Genomic DNA, 18,875 nt, shown 5'->3' on the forward strand with positions numbered 1-18,875 from the left:
GCCCGGCGCGACGGTAGTTCACCGGAGCGTCGGGCGTCGTTCGCCGCTTCGACCTATCGTTGTGGAGTGACCGACCTCCACGATCCCGAGACCCAGATCGGCCCCGACTTCAGCGTGCTCAACGGCCGCGAAGCACTTCAGCAACTCGTCGACCTCCACGACACCACGCACTTCACGGTCAACGACGACGATGACGACGACCCGGTCCTGCTGACCCTGCCCGAACGGAATGTCGTCGACACCTGGCGCGAGGACTACCCGTACGAGGAGCGCATGAGCCGCCGCGAGTACGAGGTCACCAAGCGGCGGCTGCAGATCGAACTGCTGAAGCTGCAGAAGTGGTCCAAGCAGACCGGGCAGCGGCATCTGCTGGTCTTCGAGGGCCGAGACGCGGCGGGCAAGGGCGGCACCATCAAACGATTCAACGAGCACCTCAACCCGCGCGGCGCACGCACGATCGCCCTGGAGAAGCCCAGCGAACGCGAGGCCACCGAGTGGTACTTCCAGCGGTATGTGCAGCACCTGCCCGCCGGCGGGGAGATGGTGTTCTTCGATCGCTCCTGGTACAACCGCGCCGGCGTCGAACGGGTCATGGGGTTCTGCAGTCCGCAGCAGTACACGCAGTTCGTCGCCCAGGTCCCGGCGTTCGAGAAGATGCTCGTCGACGACGGGATCAACCTGGTCAAGTTCTGGTTCTCGGTCACCCCGCTCGAGCAGCGGACCCGGTTCGCGATCCGTCAGATCGACCCGGTGCGCCAGTGGAAGCTGTCGCCCATGGACCTGGCGTCGCTGGACAAGTGGGATGCCTACACCGAGGCGAAAGAGGCGATGTTCGCCACCACCGACACCGACCACGCACCCTGGACGGTGGTGAAGTCCAACGACAAGAAGCGGGCGCGCATCAACGCCATGCGTCACGTGCTGAGTCTCTTCGACTACGACGGCAAGAACGAGTCCTTCGTGGGCACACCCGACCCGCTGATCGTCGGCCGCGCCGCGGATGTGATCGGGGAGTAGTTCCCCGGCTCGGTAGCCTCGTGGCTGTGCGTAGCTTCCTGAGTGCCCTGTTGACACTAGTCGCGATCGCGGCGACCGTTCTCGCCGTACCGTCTTTCTGGCTGGATCAACGCATCGTCGACCAGGCGGGGTTCGTCGCCACGGTCGCGCCGATGGCCGAGAACCAGCAGGTCAAGGACTACCTCGCAGATGAGATCGCCGCGCAGGCGACCGCGCGGACAGACCTGCCGATCGCCGGCGTCCTGGTGCGGCCGCTGGCGGGCCGCTACACCGAGAGTGAACAGTTCCAGCAGGACTTCGCCGATGTCGTCGGCCAGCAGCACGCGTTCCTGTTCGAGGAGCCGGCGCCCGGTTCGGACACCTCGGTGATGCAACTCGACATCACGAACATGATCAACCGCTCCCTGAACCTGACCGGTGGCAACGCGATCCAGGGGCCGGTGGTCGTCGAGTTGACCAACGGCTCCTCGGGCCTCGAGGCGGGCCGGTACGCGGAGGTGGGTAGCCAGATCACGCTGCTCGCCTGGGGCTCGGCGGCGGTGGCCGTGATCGCAGCCGTGCTCGCGCTGCTGATCGCCCGACGACGCGGCACCGTCTTCGCGTGGCTCGGGCTCGGCGTGCTTGCAGCCGGCGTCTCGACCTGGGCCATGGGCCTGTTCTTCGCCGACCGCGCCAAGCAGGAGGTGGCCGGCGCAGAGCGCTCGGGCCGCCAGGTCGCCGAGCTCATCATCGACGGCGCCTACGACGACGTCACCCGGGTCGCACTGATCGTCGGCGGCGTGGGCGTCGCGATGTTCGCCGTCGGGATCCTGGGACGGCTGATCATCGGGCGGCGCTGAGGGAGGGTGCGTCAACCCTGCCCCCTGATCCGAAAGAACGACATGACCATTGGTCCCTGAGGTGCGAGAGCGCAGGCGATGCCTTCCCTCTGCTCCCTGCGGTGCGAGGAGCGCAGGCGATGCCTTCCCTCTGCTCCCTGAGGTGCGAGGAGCGATAGCGACGAGCCTCGAAGGGTTGGCGACGCATCTCGCCAGGACCCTTCGAGACGGCCTCCGCAGGCTCCGGCCTCCTCAGCCTGGATATTTCACTGATGTTGCTGGTGTTCGGCGTGTGATACGCGAAAGTGCCTGTCTGCCTTGTGATTATTGATTCACCACAAACAAATAGTCACAAGAAGAAAGGCACCTCGCAGGTGAAGAATAACGTGTATCCCGAGTTGATGGTGGACCCTACGCGCACTGAGTCGGTGCTGACGACCTCGGGCGGGGTGTTGCTGACGAAAACCGTGCAGGTCTCGGGCCTGGGAGCCGAGCTGACCGCGGCGATGGCGCCGTGGCGGACCGCGGCGACGGTCCATGATCCGGCCAAGATCGTGCTGGATCTGGCGCTCACCTTGGCGACCGGTGGTGACTGTGTGGCCGATGTGGCCACAGTCCGGGCTCAGCCACAGTTGTACGGGCAGGTGGCCTCTGATCCGACGATTTCGCGGGTGATCAGCAGGCTGGCTACCGATGTCGAGGCGGTCAGTACCGCGATCAGCGCGGCTCGCGCCGCGGCGCGGGAGCGGGTGTGGGGCATTGCCCGCCCGTTGGAGGGCACTGCGGGCAGCATCGATGGCGGGCTGGTGATCGTTGATCTCGATGCCACGACCGTGACCGCCGGCTCGGCCAAAGAACAGGCCCAGAAAACGTATAAGCGGGTGTTCGGGCATTCCCCGATGTGTTCGTTCGTCGACCACGGCGCCTTCGGCACCGGGGAAACACTGAACCTGGACCTGCGGCGTGGAGGTGCCTCACCCAAAGGTGCGGACATGCACATCGCGGCCCTCGAGGCGGCGTTGGCCCAGCTGCCCGCCGCTGAACGCGCCCAGGTGCTCATACGTACCGATTCGGCCGGGTGTGCCAAAAAGTTCCTGGCCCACCTGGCCGAGCAACGCCTGCAGTACTCGGTCGGGTTCACCATCTCCGAACTGGTCAAAGACGCATTGGACGTGCTGCCTGAGGCCGCCTGGGTGACCGCGATCAACACCGACGACGCCGATCCACGAGCTGATGCCCAGGTCGCCGAGATCACCGACCACATGCCGCGCTCGGTCCGTGACACCGAAACCGCCTACGAGCCCTGGCCACCCGGGATGCGGCTGATCGCGCGCCGCGAATATCCCCACAACGGAGCCCAACACCTCATCACCGACATCGAGGGCCGCCGCTACACCGTGTTCGCCACCAACACCCGCGGCCGCGGCTGGACACTGCCGATCCTGGAACTGCGTCACCGTCAACGTGCCCGCGCCGAAGACCGTATCCGCTGCCTCAAAGACACCGGCATGGCCAACCTACCGTTCGACTCATTCGCCAAAAACCAACTGTGGCTCGATATCGTCGCCCTGGCCTCCGACCTCATTGCCTGGACTCAAACCCTCGGCTACCACCGCCACGACCCCATCCGCCGCTGGGAACCCAAACGCTTGCGCCACCGCCTGTTCACCGTCGGCGGCAAGATCATCACCCACGCCCGCACCACCACCCTGCGACTACCCACCGACTGGCCCTACAACCACCACATACGCCACGGCTGGCAACGCCTCACCGCCTAACCAGCCCCTCGGTCACCGCGCCCCGTCACCGCCGCCCACCCCACCTCAGAACCCGAACAACCAGCGAACCCAACGCTGGCGATCCACCCTGCCCACACACCAGCACCAACCATCAAAAGGCGACACCGACAACCGATCGGCGAAACCCTACCCACCCGTGAAAGATTCAGGCTCAGGGAGCAGAGTTCTTTCGTCTCCACGACGGGTCGCCAGGCCTCGGATACTGAGGATTGCCCGGAGTGTGCGTCACGCCCGTTCCCTGAGGAGTGCCCGGAGCTTGCGGAGGGCGTGTCACGCAGGGTCCGCCGAGCACCCCCGACTGATGGACCTCAACTCGACCGATGGACTTCGATCGAAGTGCATCCGTCGAGTTCGAGTTCATCGGTCGGAGCCGGATGCAGTGCGAGGTCGGGCCGGCTCGCTGAAGCAGTTCGTCTGAGCTCTACCACGGTGGTTGTTGGGTCGCAGACGCTGACCCTATGTGACTGGTGGGGTTTTTGTTCACCGCAGTTCACCACCGTTCACCGCTGAGACGTGAGTGGCAGCGACTGCGGTGCAACAGGATTCGATGACGATGAGGGCTGTGGAGAAATCTCGTCGTCGAACGTGATTGCGAGTAGCTTGGTGTCATGCCCTCGATCACCGAGCTCCGCGACACCCTCATCTCACTGCCGTCACCACCCGACGACGGCAGTGGCCGTGCTCTGCACGAGCGGCTCGACGAGCTGCGGATGCTGAGCAACGTGCTCGATCACCAGATCGCCGTACATACAGCACTTTTCGACGCCACGGGTACGGCAGCGCGGGCGGGGTCGACCACACGGAACGCACTGATCGAGATGGGCATGCCACCCGCGGCCGCGCACCGCTATGTGCGGATCGCCGACGGGCTGGAGTCGGTGCCGAAGGTCGCCGACTGTGCTGCCGAGGGCTATCTGTCTGCCGAGTGTGTCGACGCGGTGATCCGCGGGCTAGCGCTCATCGACAAACGTTCTGCCACAGCGCCGTCCGACGACGAGCGCAGCGGATACGAGAGTGAGTTGCTTGCGCAGGCGTTCTCCGGAGCCACCCCCGCTCAGATCGACGACCACGCGCGTGGGATCGCCATCCGGGTCGCCGCCACCGACCCCAGCACTGTGGCAGCGGCCGATGACGCATCACTGAACACCGTGCACACCAGGATCACCGAAGACGGGCGGGTCGCGATCGCCGGAGATGTGACCGCGGTGATCGGAGAGAAGTTCGTGTCCATGATCGACGAACGGTCCTGTCCGCGTCCCGAACCCGACGGCGCTGCCGATCGTCGAGGTGCGGCCGAGCGACGCGCCGATGCGCTGGAGTTGTTGTTGGATCAAGCCGCGATCGGCGCGGCGATGACCACCGCCGGCGCACCCCGCACCCAGCTGATGGTGACCATCCCCGCCGACTGCGCTGATCCGGCGCGCCTGCCGTGGATGGGGGCGGTCTCAGAGTCGACGACACGGCGACTGTCGTGTGATGGTGGGGTGGCCGAGATCGTCCTCGACGACGAAGGGGTGCCGTTGCGGATGGGCACCACGAAGCGACTGTTCCCGCATCACCTGCGGCAGGCGATCATCGTGCGCGATCGGTGTTGTGTGAAATGCGGGGCGCCAGCCGCGCATACGCAGGTTCACCATCTGGTTCATTGGGTCGATGGTGGTCCGACCGATCTGGACAACGGGTGCCTGTTGTGCCAACGCTGTCACACCCAGGTCCATCACCACGGCTGGCAGGTCGTGATGGGGCCCGACCGGCACCCATGGCTCATCCCACCCGCCGACATCGACCCCCGACGCCTGCCCCGACCCGCCTACAACCGGCGCACCATGCGACTCGACGACGCCCTCGTATAACTGCCCCGCGCAGACCAGACCCTCCGGCGTCGACCCCGGCGCCACACGACCTTTGACAACTCCACAGTGTGAGGCGATCCCGGCGGGGTCAGTGCCCGGCAAAGGCCTCCGCGAGCCACCAGGCGCCGCCGTCGTCAGTGATCTTGGCGTCGATGACGAGAGGCCCGGAAGGTTCGGGTGAGGGCAGCGAGGCGACCCAGTCCCGTACCTCGTCGAGGTCGTCGAGGCCGGTGACCGTCACGCCCGTCGCGCCGTGTCCACGGGCGATCGCGGCGATGTCGACCTCAGGGAACGTCACCGTCGTCATGTCGGCGTCGCCGAAGTGATGCACTTCGGCACCATAGGCGGAGTCGTTGTAGACGATCACGACCAGCGGCAGTGCCAGACGTACGGCGGTCTCCAATTCGGCGATGGCCATGAGGAATCCGCCGTCGCCGGTCCCTAGCACCGGGACCCGGTCCGGTTGCGCGAACGCCGCGCCGATGGCTGTGCCGAGGCCCAGTCCGATCGACTGGAAGGCCTGCGTGAAACAGAAGCCGAACTCGTCTGGCACGGACAGATGCGTCGACGGATAACCCATGAAGTTGCCGGAGTCGATGGAGACGACGCGGTCGGCGGGCAAGATCTCGTCGAGCGCGATCGTCAGTGCCCTCGGATCGACCCGGCCGGCGGTCACCTCGCCGGTGACGGGGACGTCCTGCCACCTCGATGACACCGAGATCCGTTCCCTGACTTCCTCGGTGCGATAACCGGTGGTGCCGCCATCGGCCGCGAGGATCGTGTGCACATCCGTCGCCGTTGCACCGCAGTCGCCGACCACCCCGAGGTCGATCGGGCGATGCGCGCCGATGGCGTCGATGTCGACGTCGACCTGCACCACGGTCGTGTCCGTGCCGATGAGTCGGCCGTGCCGCATCGTCCACATGTTCAGGGCGCAACCCCATCCGACGATGAGGTCGGCGTCGGCGATCAGCTCGGCGGTGGTGGGGGAGGAGAAGCCGCCGGAGATGCCCAACGAGAACGGGTTTCCCGCGAACAGGCCGTTCGCGACCGCCGACGTCGCCACCAGCGCACCGGCGGCCTCGGCCAGGGCCGCGATTTCGGGACCGGCGCAGCGCGCCCCTCGGCCCGCGACGAACATGGGACGCCGGGCGGCACGGAGCAACTCGGCCAGGCGAGTGGCCGACCGGGCTTCGGGCCGCGGCCGTGGCGGTTCGGCGGAGAGCTCGACAGGTCCTTCGAAATCCGCTGCGGCGGCGGCGATGTCGATGGCGACATGGAGCATGACGGTCCGGCGCTGCGTCACCGCGGTGCGGAAGGCGCGGATCACATCCGCCACCACCGTGGTCGGCCCGTAGACACGGTCGTTCACGGCGCCGACGCTCGCGGCGAGGGCCTCCTGGTCGATCCGGAAGTTCGACCGCAACGCCGACGCGGGTGCATCGGCGGTGAGCACGATCGTCGGCGTGCGGCTCTTGGCGGCCTCGGCGATGCCGGTCATCGCGTTGGTGAGCCCACAGCCCTGGTGCACCGACAGCACGCCCACCCGTCCCGACATCCGCGCATAGGCGTCGGCCATGCTGGCAGCCCCGCCCTCGTGGCGGGCGGCGGTGAACGGGACACCGCCGGCCCGAAGGGCGTTGGTCAGCACGAAGTTCCCGCTGCCGACCACACCGAAGGCATGGCCGACGCCGAGATCGGCGAGAACGCGGCCCGCGACGTCGGCGACCGTCGGGCCGTAGCGGCCGGGTGCCGCCATCAACTCTCGACGATCGCCAGCACGCGCGACGGACTGCCGGTGCCGCCGACGATCGGCAACGGGCTCACGACGATCACCGCGCCGGTCGGCGGGAGCGAGCCCAGGTTGCGCAGGGAGGTGAGCCCGTACTTGTCGTTGCCGAGGAAGTGGTAGTGCACGGGGAAGGCGGGATCGAAGCCGCCCGCCAGCCCTGCGTCGACACCGACGGTCTCGACTCCGAGGCCGGTGATCTCGCGCTCGGTGGCCAGCCACTGCGCGCACTCCACCGACACCCCGGGGGTGTGCGACCCGGTCTCGTCGGCGTTGAGGAACTCGGCTTCGGAGCCGCCCCGCGACTCCCAGCCGGTCCGCAACAGCAACCAGGTGCCGGCGGTGAGGCGTCCGTGTTCGGCTTCCCAGGCCTCGACCTCGGCGACGCTCAGGAGATGATCCGGGTCGTCGGCGACCTCGTCGGTCAGGTCGAGGACGGCCGCCGGGCCGATCAGCCGCTGCACCGGGATCTGCGAGACGTCATCCCCGTCGCGTCCGCTGATCCAGTGGATCGGTGCGTCGAGATGGGTGCCGATGTGCTCGCCGGTGTGGATGTTGTTGTGCCGCCAGTACGGCCCCGGCTCGTTGTAGGCGCTGACCTCTTCGAGACTGAAGTCGATCAGGTTCGCGAACGGGGCAGGCAGTCGCAGCGCGGGCGTCGCCGCACTCAACGGAGTCGTCAGATCGACGACGCGGAGCGACCCGTCGGCGAGGCCGGCGACGAAGCCGGACAGGGCGGTGTCGGGCACGAAGGAGCCGGCCACTACTTGCGCGCTCCGCGCCAGTTCATGCCCCAGCCGTACGCCTCGTCGACCTTGTCCTGTGCCCCGCGGATGTAGCGCACCTCGCGGTTGAGAACCAGCTCGCCACCACGGTTCTCGAACAAGGCGATCGCGCACGAGAGCGCCGACTGATCCGCCTCGTCGAGCCGGACCTCGATCTCCGGGCCGTTGGCCGGGAACAGGGTGACGACGCCGTTGGCGCCGGCCCAGTTCGGGGTGCCCTCGTAGATGTAGGCGAAGATCAGGATCCGGCGGATCCGGTCGGTCGCGGAGAGGTCGATGTACATGTTCTCGCCACCGGAACCCGACCGGTCGTCGCCGTCGAGATAGATGATCGGCTGTCCGTCACGGGGCGCCCGGAACGAGTTGCCCAGGGCCTGCACGATGCCCTTGCTCCCGTCGGTGAACTCCCACAGGCAGGCGAGGTCGAGGTCGATACCCTGCGCCTTGCGGAAGAGCCCGCCGCCCTTGGAGTTCGACGTCCAGCTCAGATTGACGCGCACCTGACCGGAGGTCGCACCCTGCTTGCTCAGCGAGATGCTCGGCGCCGACTTCGTGAGGGTGATCTTCGACAGCGAGACCGGCGGCGCGGGCGGCTGCTGACCGTAGCCCGCGGGGGTGGGCGGCTGCTGGCCGTAACCCGCGGGAGCGGCCGGGGGCTGGGCGGGCGGCTGCGGCGGCTGGGCCTTCGGACGCTTCGTGTAGTCGATCCCCATCTCGGTTCCTCATCTCGTCGTGGTGACATCGTCGTCGGGTGCGGTGATCGGACGGCGAAAACACACTCGCCGCAGGTGTTGGCGCCCAGCGTAGTGGACCAACGTCAACGGCCGGTGTCCGTTGCCGGGGCGTGAGCCCGCGCGGACGGGCCGAAACTCGATGCGACGTCGAGCCGCCCCTGCGGATTCCGGCGGCAGCTGGCAACGGCGACATGGCACGGACGTGGGACGTTCGCGGGGATCGGAAAGCCGTCGTCGATCTGGTACCGGGTGTTGGTGATCTTCGACGCGACCGCCGCCGGGTCGGCGGGGTGTTCCGGAGCGGCATCCGCCCGAATGACCACCATCGCTTCGGTGACACCGGCCGGCCACTCGAAGCGCACGGTGTCGGCGTCGACGCGGACCGCGGTGATCGGCGGCGGATCGTCGGGATGGGGGGGTCGCCGGCGGCTGCGGCGCTGTGGTCGCCGAGGCGGGGGCGGCCGGCGCGGGGGCGGCGTCGGAGCGGGCGGGGGCGGACTGGTTTCCGGCCAGCACGGCGGTGACCTCGTACACCGGCGGCACCGGGTCGGGCCGACTGCCGTCGGAGAGTTCGGTCCCCGCGGTGCGGCCGAGCGTCCGGGTCGACCCGTCGAACCCGATGCGCACGACGCGGTAGGTCACCGACTCCGTCGCGGACGGATCCCAGGAGACGGTGATCGCACCACTCTCGGCGACGAACCGGACGTTGCGCGGCGGCTCCACGGTCAGCACCGTCGCCGCCGAGTTGAGGCCTTCGTGATCGGTGATCCGACGTCGCATCTCGGCAGCGGCGGTGAGGCTTGCCGGGTTGCTCACGGATGCCGACCGCGCGATCTCGCCCGCCTGGGCGACGATGTCCCGCGACGCCTCGAGGCGGGCCTGGAGCGACCCGCCCGAGTCGGGAAGACGGTCGATGTCCCGGGCCCGCCGGAACACGTCCTCCAGCAGTTCGAGCGCCGCGACGTGGCGCATCTCGTCCGCGAGATCCCGGGCCCGGCGGGAGTCCGCCACCGCCTGCGCGATGACCCGTTCGACCTCGTCGGCGACCGCCGCGATCTGCCGGAGCGCCGCGGCATCGTCGCCGGCTCCGGCACGCGCATCGGCGATGGCCGCGCGCGCCCGGACGGGCAGGCCGTCGCGCAAGGCCGCGCGGGCGGCGCGGAGATCGTTCTCCCACAACCGCTTCGGCGGCGTGGGTGGCTCGGCCGACGGCGGGGGGCCGGCCGGTGGGCTCACGGCTGCTCCGAATTCGGCGGCGAGTCCGGCGATCACGGTGCGCGCATCGCGGGCGCCGAGTCCGCGGGTGCGAGCCTCGTCGAGCAGGAAATCATGGTCCTGCGCACCCAGTTCGTCCTCGACCAGGACCGCGGCCCGGACCCGTGGCCGGAGATGGTCGGTCACGGCGTCGATGACCGATTGCCGATACTCCTGCGCCAGCACGGGATCGGAGAGCAGGACGTCGTGGACGTGGACCAGCAGTTCGTCGAGGACCGCGCGGAAGCGGCCGGCGGCGAGCTCACGGGCTCGTTCGTTGACCGCGGCGGCCCGGGACTCGATGAGGCCGCGATCGGCGGCGGCGTCGGTGTCGAGGTGTAGCAGGGTCAGGAGCGTCGGGGTGGGATCGCCGTCGCGGAGTCGGTCGAACTCGGCGAGCAGGTCGGCGATCTGACCGCGTTGCTGCGCCGACAAGGACACCCGCGGCGGCGCGGGTTCGGCCGACGCGGGCGGGGCATCGTCGACGATGCGGTGACGCCGCAGTCGGGTGGCGATCTCGGCGGGGTCGAGGCCGCCCATGGCGCCGATCTCGTCGAGCCCGGCGCGCTTGGATCTCGGGATCCCGCCGTAGCGTTCGTTGAGCCGCGCGATCGCGTTGTCGAGGAGTTCGAATCGCTGCTGATCGCGCAGTTCGCGTCGGGTGCTCACCGCACGGGCCTCGGCGATCCGTCCGGTCTTGTGCCGCAACGGCGCCGACCGCTCGTCGTGCTCGGCAACCAACCGGGCCACCAGGATGCGGTACTTCGGGTGGTCGCGTTGCTTCTGCCAGAAGGCCCACACCTCGTCGAGGCGGGCGGCCACCGCGGCGTCGTCGAGCCGCTCGGCCTCCTCGATCGGGAGGTCATACAGTTCGAACGAATCCGATTCGCTCGGTCCTCCGCGTTTCTCGACCGCGGCGAGCACACGTTTGCGATAGTCGTTGCCGACGAACGGTTCCATCAGGTCTCTCCCCTCCGGCGGAGGCGGTCAGTGGTCGCGGCGCCGGGAGCGGTGGACCTGGTCGAGTTCTCGCTCGACCTCCGATTTCGACAACGATGCACCGGTTTTGGCCGACAGCGTGAGCGGGATCTGGGCATCGACGTGGAATGCCGTGACATGCAGGACGCCGTCGAAGGCCATCTCGAAGGTCACCGACACCTCGCTGCCCTCGTCGTATCCGGGCGGGATGTCGGTGATCGCACCCTCGATGAGGACCTTGGCGTCCTCCGGTCGCGGGGAAGCCGACTGTCCCTGCTGTTCCAGTACGACCAATTCGATGCGGGACTGGTCGCGTCGCATGGTCCCGAACGACCGGCGCACCCGGATGGGGAGCGTCGAATTCCGCTGGACCAGCCAGCTGGCCTCCAGTTCGCCGTTGTGGCCGTTGACCACCAGCACCCCGAAACCGCGGGAGACCACTGTGTCCACGACGACCTCGAGCGTGCGGCGGACACTGCTGACGGGCAGCGCGAACGCGTGGGCGACCCGGGTGCAGGACTCGTCGAGGTCGGCCGGTGCGACGCCGTCGAGACCGCGGTCCTCGCGCAGGCGTCCGCGGGTGGTGAGGTCGGCGCGGACGAGTCGTTCGATCTCCAGCTTCTCGCCGTAGATCGCTGCCCCGCGGGCGACGGCGAGGTCGGGGTCGTTCAGTTCCGGTGTCGTGCCCAGTGCGGCGGCGAGTTCCCGCGCGACCATCGGCATCCGCGACGAACCGCCGACCAGCAGGACACGGTCGACGGCTGACACGCCTCGGCGTTCGGCGGCGGCCAGGCATGACCGGGTGAGTTCGACGGTCCGGGCCAGCAGCGGACGGGTGAGTTCCTCGAGTTCGGCCCGGGTGAGCGTGATGACCGACCGGGCGCCGTCGTGGGCGACGATGACCGAGGTCGAATCCGACTCGGTCAGTTCGTGTTTGGCGCGCTCCGCGGCGAGGATGAGCGACTGCGAGCCGGCCGAGTCGTCGAGCGGGTCCTCGGCGTCGGGGTGCTCGGCGCAGAACGCGCGCGAGAGATGCAGCGCCAACCGCTCATCCCAGTCGGCACCGCCGAGCTGGTGATCGCCGTCGACGGCGAGCACGGTGATCCGGCGGTCGGCGAGTTCGATGACCGTCGCATCGAAGGTCCCGCCGCCGAGGTCGTAGACCAGGACCGTCTCGTCGGGTGTGCCCTTGGCCAGGGGGTCGGTCAGGCGGCTGAAGCCGTAGGACAGAGCGGCGGCGATCGGCTCGGACAGGACCCCCGCGACCTCGAGGCCGGCATAGGTGCCGGCCTGGATCGTCGCGCGCCGCTCCTCGTCGCCGAAGTAGGCGGGCACCGTGATCACGGCCCGCTCGACCTGCTCGCCGGCGAACGCGGCGTCGGAGATCAGCGACTTGAGGATGAGTGCCGAGATCGCCGGCGCCGACCACGTCTGGCCGTGCGCGACGAAACGCCACTGGGCATCGCCCATCCGCCGCTTCACCAGGCTGCAGACGTTCTCCGGGTCGAGCCTGGCCTGCCGGCGGGCCCCTTCGCCGACGACGTGATCCGTCGGCGACGTCAGCAACACCGTCGACGGGGTGGTCGGTGCGCCGGTCAGTCCGACGATCACCTCCGGGCGGCCGTCGGCGTCGATCTTCGCCATCGCCGAGTTGGTGGTTCCGAGGTCGATCCCGATTACGCCCACGATCGGGGATGCTAGCAGCGCAGACGGTCTCGCCGGTCCCGGACGATCGGCCTGTGGAGTTGATTACGCTGGCGGAATGACGTCTCCGGAGGGCTCTGCGCCTGGGCGAACCGACGGGCTCGCGGAGCTGGGCGAGCAGGTGTCCGACCTCGCCCTCATGGTTGCGCGGCAGACCAGGACGATCGAGCGGCTCGTCGACGCCGCCAGATCCCCGGCCGCCGCGGCCGGCGTGGACACCGCCCTGCTGGTCGACCTCTTCGCGCTCCACACCGACGCGGCGACGTGCGCGGTCTCGGCGTCGGAAGCCGACCGGCCGGCGTTCGAGCTGCTGCGCGCCGGACTGGAACGCCTCATCGTCGGCCGCGGGGGAGCGGTCGTCGCACCGCCGGCCGGGACCGACTTCGATGCCCGCACCATGGAGGCGGTCGACGTCCATCCGACCGACGACACCTCCGCGGACCGCACCGTCGCCGAGCTGCTCCGTCCCGGGCTGGTCGTCGGCGAGCGCTCGGTCCGGCCGGCGGCCGTGGTGGTCTTCCGGAGCGGTCAGTCCTCGGGAGACAGCGTCCGCCAGAGGAACTCGTAGGCCAGGGCCGATTTGAACGCGGCCTGCTTGTTGTCCGCCGCGCCGCCGTGGCCGCCCTCGATGTTCTCGTAGTACTGCACGTCGTGACCGGTTTCCTCCAGGCGGGCAACGAGTTTGCGCGCGTGACCGGGGTGGACGCGATCGTCGCGGGTCGACGTCGTGACCAGGATGGGCGGGTAGGTCGCGTCCGCGTCGACGTTCTGATAGGGCGAGAACGGCTTCATGAACTCCCACTGTTCGGGGTCGTCGGGGTCGCCGTACTCGGCCATCCACGACGCCCCGGCCAGCAGGAGGTGGTAGCGCTTCATGTCGATGAGCGGGACCTGGCAGACCAGGGCGCCGAACAGCTCGGGATAGCGCGTCAGCATCACGCCCATGAGCAACCCGCCGTTGGACCCGCCCTGGGCGCCCAGCTGTGACGCAGTGGTGAGTCCGGTGTCGACGAGGGCACGCGCGACGGCGGCGAAATCCTCGTACACCCTGTGCCGCCCCGCTTTCTGCGCCTGGGTGTGCCACGACGGGCCGTATTCGCCGCCGCCCCGGATGTTGGCGATGACGTAGATCCCGCCGCGCTCGATCCAGCTCTGCCCGGCGATCGCGAGATAGCTCGGGGTGAGGGCATTCTCGAATCCGCCGTAGCCGTAGAGCAGCGTCGGTCCCTGGGACACGTCGCGCCGACGCACCACGAAGTACGGCACCTGCGTGCCGTCGTCGGACGTCGCGAAGTGCTGCTCGGCGGTCACGGCGTCGGAGTCGAAGAACGCGGGGCTGTGTTTGATGACCTCCGGAGCCCGGCCGCTCTGGCCGTGGAGCAGACTCGGCGGATCGGTGAACGACGTCGCCGACCAGAACACCTCGTCGCTCTCGTCGGGATCGGTGTCGAGGACCGAGACCGTGGCGAGGTCGGGCAGACCCGGCATGTCCACGGCCTGCCAGGTGCCGAGTTCGAGTACCTCGACCCGCGTGTGCACGTCGTGCAGCTTCACGATGATGAGATGCGAACGCGTGTAGGCGTAGTCGACGAGGCTCGTGTGCGCATCGGGCGCGAAGAGCACGGCCGCGTCGCGGTCGCCCGCCCGGTAGGCCTCGTAGTCGAAGGCCAGCAGTGTGCCCGGTGCGTGCGCGGTGCCGTCGATCTCCCACTCCGATCGCGTGAGCACCAGCAGCCAGTTCATCCGGACCCCGGCGTGCGCGTCGGTGGGCACGTCGAGCAACTCGGGGCGGCCGTCGCGCAGTTCGTAGTCGAGTGAGTTGAAGAAGTCGGTGGCGCGACCGACGAAGTGGCGTTCGAATCCCGGTGTGCTGTCGTAGCTCGCCCGCACTGACACGTCCCCGGTCTCGCCCGCGAAGACCGTCACGGCCTCCGACAGCGGGGTGCCGCGCGTCCAGCGCTTGACGATGCGGGGGTAACCGGAATCGGTCAGCGAGCTCAGCCCGTCCGGTTGCACGCCGAAATCCGTTCCGACATATACGGTGTCACGATCGATCCACCCGACGTCGGATTTGTTCTCCGCCAGCTTGAAGCCGTCGGCGACCCAGGTGCGCGACGGGATGTCGAACTCACGGACCACGGAGGCGTCGGCGCCGCCGCGCGAGAGGGAGATCAGCGCGCGCTCGTACTCGGGGCGCAGTACGGAGGCGCCGGCCCACACCCAGTTCTCGTCCTCGGCGCGTGCGAGTTCGTCGACGTCGATGAGGACATCCCAGTCGGGGGTGTCGGTCACGTAGGAGTCGTACGTCGTGCGACGCCAGAGGCCACGCGGGTTGGTCGCGTCGCGCCAGAAGTTGTACAGGTACTCCCCGCGGCGACGCGCGTAGGGGATGCGGTCGTCGGTGTCCAGGGCGGCAAGCGTTGCGGCCTCCAACTCGCGGAAGCGTTCCGACGACGTCAACGCCGCCACCGTGGGCTCGTTGTGCGCGCGCACCCAGGACAGCGCGTCGTCGCCGGTGACGTCCTCCAGCCACAGGTACGGGTCGGTGTCGGACGTGGGGGCGTCGTAGCCGTGCTCGGTCATGGCGTCCAAACTACGCGGGCGGCCGTCGCGACCGTGCTCCGCGCAGGAGCGCTCACGGTGTCGGCCCCGGCAAAACGCCCACTACAGGTTGTCCGCGCGGGGTATCGTGACGCAGCGACGTCGAGGAGACCCCCATGGCCACTGCCCATTCCGTTCCCGCCCGCTGTCCCGGCCATGAACCCCCGCGGACGTCGAGATGGGCCCGCCTCTCGATGGCCACCTGTTCCGTCGTCGCCGTGGTCGCGCTCGTCGCGGCTTGCGACAGCGGGTCGTCGGGCACCGGGGCGCCGCCGTCTGCATCGGAGTCTCTGGAGAACCCGAATGCCGTCGCCGCCGAACCGCTGCCGGCCGATGCGGTCGACAAGGCGGTCGGGCAACTCGACGACCTGGTCAACTCGATGATGGAGTCGACCAAGATCCCGGGTGTGGCCGTGGCGGTCGTGTCCGGTGGGGAGACCAAGTACGCCAAGGGGTTCGGCGTCAAGGACATCACGACCGGTGAGGCCGTCGACCCGAACACCGTCTTCCAGCTGGCGTCGGTGTCGAAGTCGGTGGGATCGACGGTGGTCGCGGCCGCCGTCACCGACAAGACGGTGACGTGGGAGATGCCGATCGTGGAATCGCTGCCTTGGTTCGCGCTCGCCGAACCGTACGTCACGCGCACCGTGACCGTCGGCGACATGTATTCGCACCGATCCGGTCTGCCGGACCACGCGGGCGACAAACTGGAGGACATGGGGTACTCGCAGCAGGAGATCATGCAGCGCATGCGCTTCATGCCGCTCGACCCGTTCCGGATCAGCTACGCCTACACCAACTTCGGGGTGACGACCGGTGGCGAGGCGGTGGCGGTGAAGGCCGGGACGGACTGGGCGACGCTGTCGCAGGACCTCATCTACGGTCCGCTGGGCATGACCAGCACCAGCTCCCGCTACGTCGACTTCGAGCGCCGGGCCGACCGCGCGGTGGGGCACATCAAGGAAGACGACAAGTGGGTCAAGACCCCGATCCCGCGCGATCCCGATGCGCAGTCACCCGCCGGCGGTGTGAGCTCGAACGTCAACGACATGGCGACGTGGCTGAAGATGGTGCTGGCGCAGGGCAAGCACAACGGCCAGGAGGTCGTGGCCCCCGACGCGCTGCTCCCGGCCCTCTCACCGCAGATCGTGTCGAGCCCGCCCCAGACGCCCGACAACCGCGCCGGATCGTACGGCTACGGCTTCAACGTCGGGGTGACCGAGGACGCGCGGACGCAGTTCAACCATGCCGGCGCGTTCGCGTCGGGCGCCGGCACGGTGTTCTCGATCCTGCCGTCGGCCGACACCGCAATCGTCGTCCTGTCCAACGCCGCGCCCCTCGGTGCGGTGGACTCGATCGCCGCCGAGTTCATGGATCTCGTGCAGTTCGGCGAGATCCGCAACGACTGGCGCGACCTCTACGCCAAGGCGTATGCGCCCCTGAGCGTGCCGAGCGGCGAACTCGTCGGCAAGGAACCGCCGTCGAATCCCGCACCGTCGCAACCACTGCCGTCGTATGTGGGTACCTACGCCAACGCGGTGTACGGACCGGCGGAGATCGTCGAACGCGACGGGAAGCTCGTCCTGGAGATGGGGCCGGGCGGAGTCCGCAAACACGAACTCGCTCACTGGGACGGCAACACGTTCACGTTCGATCTGCTCAACGAGAACGCCGAACCGGGCTCGATCTCGCAGGTCACGTTCGACGGCCCGCGTATGACGATCGAGTACTACGACGACGAGGAGAGCAACGGCGAGTTCATCCGGCGCTGACGGTCAGCGGCCCGTCCGGCCGTCGACGCCCTCGCGGATGATGTCGAGATGGCCGGCGTGACGGGCGGTCTCCTCGATCATGTGGGTCAACGCCCACCGCATCGACGGGGAGGAGCGACGTCCGCTCGCCCTGGGCGCCGCCTCGGCGAGATCGGTGTAGGCGTCGATGACCTCGCCGGCCTCGGACACCGCGCGGCGGTACGCCGCCTGCACCGACGCCACGGTCTCGTCGTCGGGGCAGGTGAACGTCGCCTGCCAGTCGTCCGCGTCCTCGCCCAGGAAGAAGAACCGTTCGACGAACGTCAGGTGGCGGACCACCCCCAACAGGCTGGTGCCCGACGGCACCGCGGCCGCACGCGCGTCGACCTCGGAGACGCCGTCGAGTTTGGCCACCGCGGAGGCGCGCAGATAGTCGAGGAAACCGACCAGCACCTCCTTCTCCGAACCGCCGGTCGCCGGTGGCGGGGTGTCCTTGCGACGGCGGGGAGGCATGGCCCCCACCCTAATGCTGTGCGGCCACCGGGTCGGGGACCTCGCCGGTCCGGACCGGGCATCGGGTGTGGGAGTAGATCGTCGGCATGCAGAGATTGCAGTGGACGCATTTCGACGTCGTCGACGGGTCGGCGGCGAGGCGTAGCGGTAGGTCGGGTTCACGCAGGAGCGCGCGCCCCATCGCCATGAAATCGAAGCCCTCGGCGAGCGCGAGATCCATCGAGGCGCGATCGGTGACGCCGCCCAGGAGGATGAGCGGCAGATCGACGGCCTTACGGAGTTCGCGCGCGAGAGGCAGCAGATAGGCGTCGTGATAGCGGTAGTGCTTCAGGAAGACCGGTGCGAAGGCCTTCAGTCCGTACTTCATGGCACCGGAGAACGCATCGGCGAACTCCTTACGGGGTGCCTCGCCGTGAAAGAGGTACATCGGGTTGAGCAGTGAACTCCCCGCGGTGGGTTCGATGGCGTCGAGGTGGCCGTCGGATTCCAGTAGCTGTGCCACCTCGCATGCCTCGTCGACGTTGAAGCCACTCAGCCTCGCCCGGCCCCGGGCCCGCGCCGCGGGCGAGCGCTCGAGGTCGACCCGGCCGACGCCGTCGAAGAGGTTGAGCTTCACCCAGATCGCAGCCTCGTCCCCGACCTCGTCGCGCACGCTCTCGACCACCTCACGGGCGAGGCGGGCGCGGTTGACGAGGCTCCCGCCGTAGGCGTCACGACGCCGGTTCAGCAGCGGGGACAGGAAGCTGGAGATGAGATAGTTGTGGCCGCAGTGGATCTCGAGTCCGTCGAAGCCGGAGTCCACCGCAAGCCGTGCGGCCCGGCGGAACGTGGTCCGCAGGTCGGCGATGTCGTCGACGCTGATCGCACGGGTCACCGACATTCCCATCGGCGCGGGTATCCGTGACGGTCCCAGGGAGGCGGCCCGGTTCGACGCCGAGTTCGCGACCGCGCCCGCGTGCCCCAGTTGGGCCGCCGCAAGTGCGCCCTCGGCGTGGACTGCGTCGGTGAGTCTGCGCAATCCGGGAACCGCCTCGGGGCGCATCCAGATCTGGTGGCGGTCGGTGCGGCCCTCAGGTGAGATCGCGCAGTAGGCGACCGTGCTCATGGCCACCCCGCCGGCGGCGACCTCGCGATGGAACTCGATGAGTTCGTCGGTCACCAGGGCGTCGGGCGTCATCCCCTCGAAGGTGGCGCATTTGATCAGGCGGTTCCGCAGGTGCAGCGGTCCCAGCCGGGCGGGGCTGAACGGTCCGGTGGTGGGGCTGTCCACAACGGGTCC

The 18,875-nt window shown here is 68.7% G+C and carries 14 protein-coding genes; 6 read left to right on the forward strand and 8 right to left on the reverse strand.

The annotated features are described in order from the left end of the window. The first annotated feature begins 66 nt into the window (after positions 1-66). The 4 genes from ppk2 to QAD21_RS03315 all read left to right on the forward strand — a co-directional run bounded on the left by ppk2 (position 67) and on the right by QAD21_RS03315 (position 5,487). Positions 67-1,017 carry a polyphosphate kinase 2 gene (gene ppk2, locus QAD21_RS03300; protein ID WP_058251299.1) on the forward strand — a complete coding sequence of 317 codons (951 nt, stop codon included), beginning with the start codon at positions 67-69 and terminating at the stop codon, positions 1,015-1,017. A gap of 26 nt (positions 1,018-1,043) precedes the next feature. After that, on the forward strand, positions 1,044-1,856 hold the full coding sequence (locus QAD21_RS03305; RefSeq protein ID WP_058251298.1) for a hypothetical protein: 813 nt from the start codon (positions 1,044-1,046) through the stop codon (positions 1,854-1,856). 380 nt (positions 1,857-2,236) lie between these two features. Beyond that, complete coding sequence (locus tag QAD21_RS03310; protein WP_275892326.1) at positions 2,237-3,613, forward strand: IS1380 family transposase; 1,377 nt, start codon at positions 2,237-2,239, stop codon at positions 3,611-3,613. Between the two features lie 629 nt (positions 3,614-4,242). Then, complete coding sequence (locus QAD21_RS03315; RefSeq protein WP_068970974.1) at positions 4,243-5,487, forward strand: HNH endonuclease signature motif containing protein; 1,245 nt, start codon at positions 4,243-4,245, stop codon at positions 5,485-5,487. An 88-nt stretch (positions 5,488-5,575) separates the two neighbouring features. Here the strand turns inward: QAD21_RS03315 and QAD21_RS03320 are convergent, their stop codons facing one another. From QAD21_RS03320 to QAD21_RS03340, 5 genes are read right to left on the reverse strand one after another with little or no spacing between them, the layout of a single operon-like run. Further along, on the reverse strand, positions 5,576-7,246 hold the full coding sequence (locus QAD21_RS03320; protein ID WP_068970975.1) for a thiamine pyrophosphate-binding protein: 1,671 nt from the start codon (positions 7,244-7,246) through the stop codon (positions 5,576-5,578). Next, entirely contained in the window at positions 7,246-8,025 is a 780-nt protein-coding gene (locus QAD21_RS03325; protein WP_065630168.1) for a cyclase family protein, read from the reverse strand. The genes QAD21_RS03320 and QAD21_RS03325 overlap by 1 nt, the downstream gene beginning before the upstream one ends. A 14-nt stretch (positions 8,026-8,039) precedes the next feature. Beyond that, the gene (locus tag QAD21_RS03330) at positions 8,040-8,774 is read right to left on the reverse strand and encodes a tellurium resistance protein (protein ID WP_078111705.1); all 735 of its coding nucleotides are present in this window, start codon (positions 8,772-8,774) and stop codon (positions 8,040-8,042) included. A gap of 9 nt (positions 8,775-8,783) precedes the next feature. Continuing rightward, positions 8,784-11,009, reverse strand: coding sequence for an Ig-like domain repeat protein (locus tag QAD21_RS03335; protein ID WP_280360529.1), 2,226 nt, complete (start codon positions 11,007-11,009; stop codon positions 8,784-8,786). Between the two features lie 27 nt (positions 11,010-11,036). Then, entirely contained in the window at positions 11,037-12,713 is a 1,677-nt protein-coding gene (locus QAD21_RS03340; RefSeq protein ID WP_083229398.1) for an Hsp70 family protein, read from the reverse strand. A gap of 76 nt (positions 12,714-12,789) precedes the next feature. On the opposite strand from QAD21_RS03340, the gene grpE reads away from it, so the two are divergent. Further along, on the forward strand, positions 12,790-13,299 hold the full coding sequence (grpE, locus tag QAD21_RS03345; RefSeq protein ID WP_065630140.1) for a nucleotide exchange factor GrpE: 510 nt from the start codon (positions 12,790-12,792) through the stop codon (positions 13,297-13,299). On the opposite strand, the gene QAD21_RS03350 is transcribed toward grpE, so the two are convergent. Beyond that, entirely contained in the window at positions 13,260-15,314 is a 2,055-nt protein-coding gene (locus tag QAD21_RS03350; protein WP_065630141.1) for a prolyl oligopeptidase family serine peptidase, read from the reverse strand. The genes grpE and QAD21_RS03350 overlap by 40 nt on opposite strands. 212 nt (positions 15,315-15,526) lie before the next feature. On the opposite strand from QAD21_RS03350, the gene QAD21_RS03355 reads away from it, so the two are divergent. Further along, on the forward strand, positions 15,527-17,104 hold the full coding sequence (locus QAD21_RS03355; RefSeq protein WP_065630142.1) for a serine hydrolase: 1,578 nt from the start codon (positions 15,527-15,529) through the stop codon (positions 17,102-17,104). Positions 17,105-17,107: 3 nt separating this feature from the next. Here the strand turns inward: QAD21_RS03355 and QAD21_RS03360 are convergent, their stop codons facing one another. Next, a complete protein-coding gene (locus tag QAD21_RS03360; protein ID WP_058251289.1) occupies positions 17,108-17,596 on the reverse strand; it encodes a DinB family protein in 489 nt (162 codons plus the stop codon). Between the two features lie 10 nt (positions 17,597-17,606). Then, positions 17,607-18,866: an NADH:flavin oxidoreductase gene (locus QAD21_RS03365; protein ID WP_159370035.1), complete on the reverse strand. Its 1,260-nt coding sequence runs from the start codon at positions 18,864-18,866 to the stop codon at positions 17,607-17,609. Between the last annotated feature and the right edge of the window lie 9 nt (positions 18,867-18,875).

It is taken from the genome of Gordonia sp. SMJS1, assembly GCF_029866425.1.
Classification (GTDB): Bacteria; Actinomycetota; Actinomycetes; order Mycobacteriales; family Mycobacteriaceae; genus Gordonia; species Gordonia hongkongensis.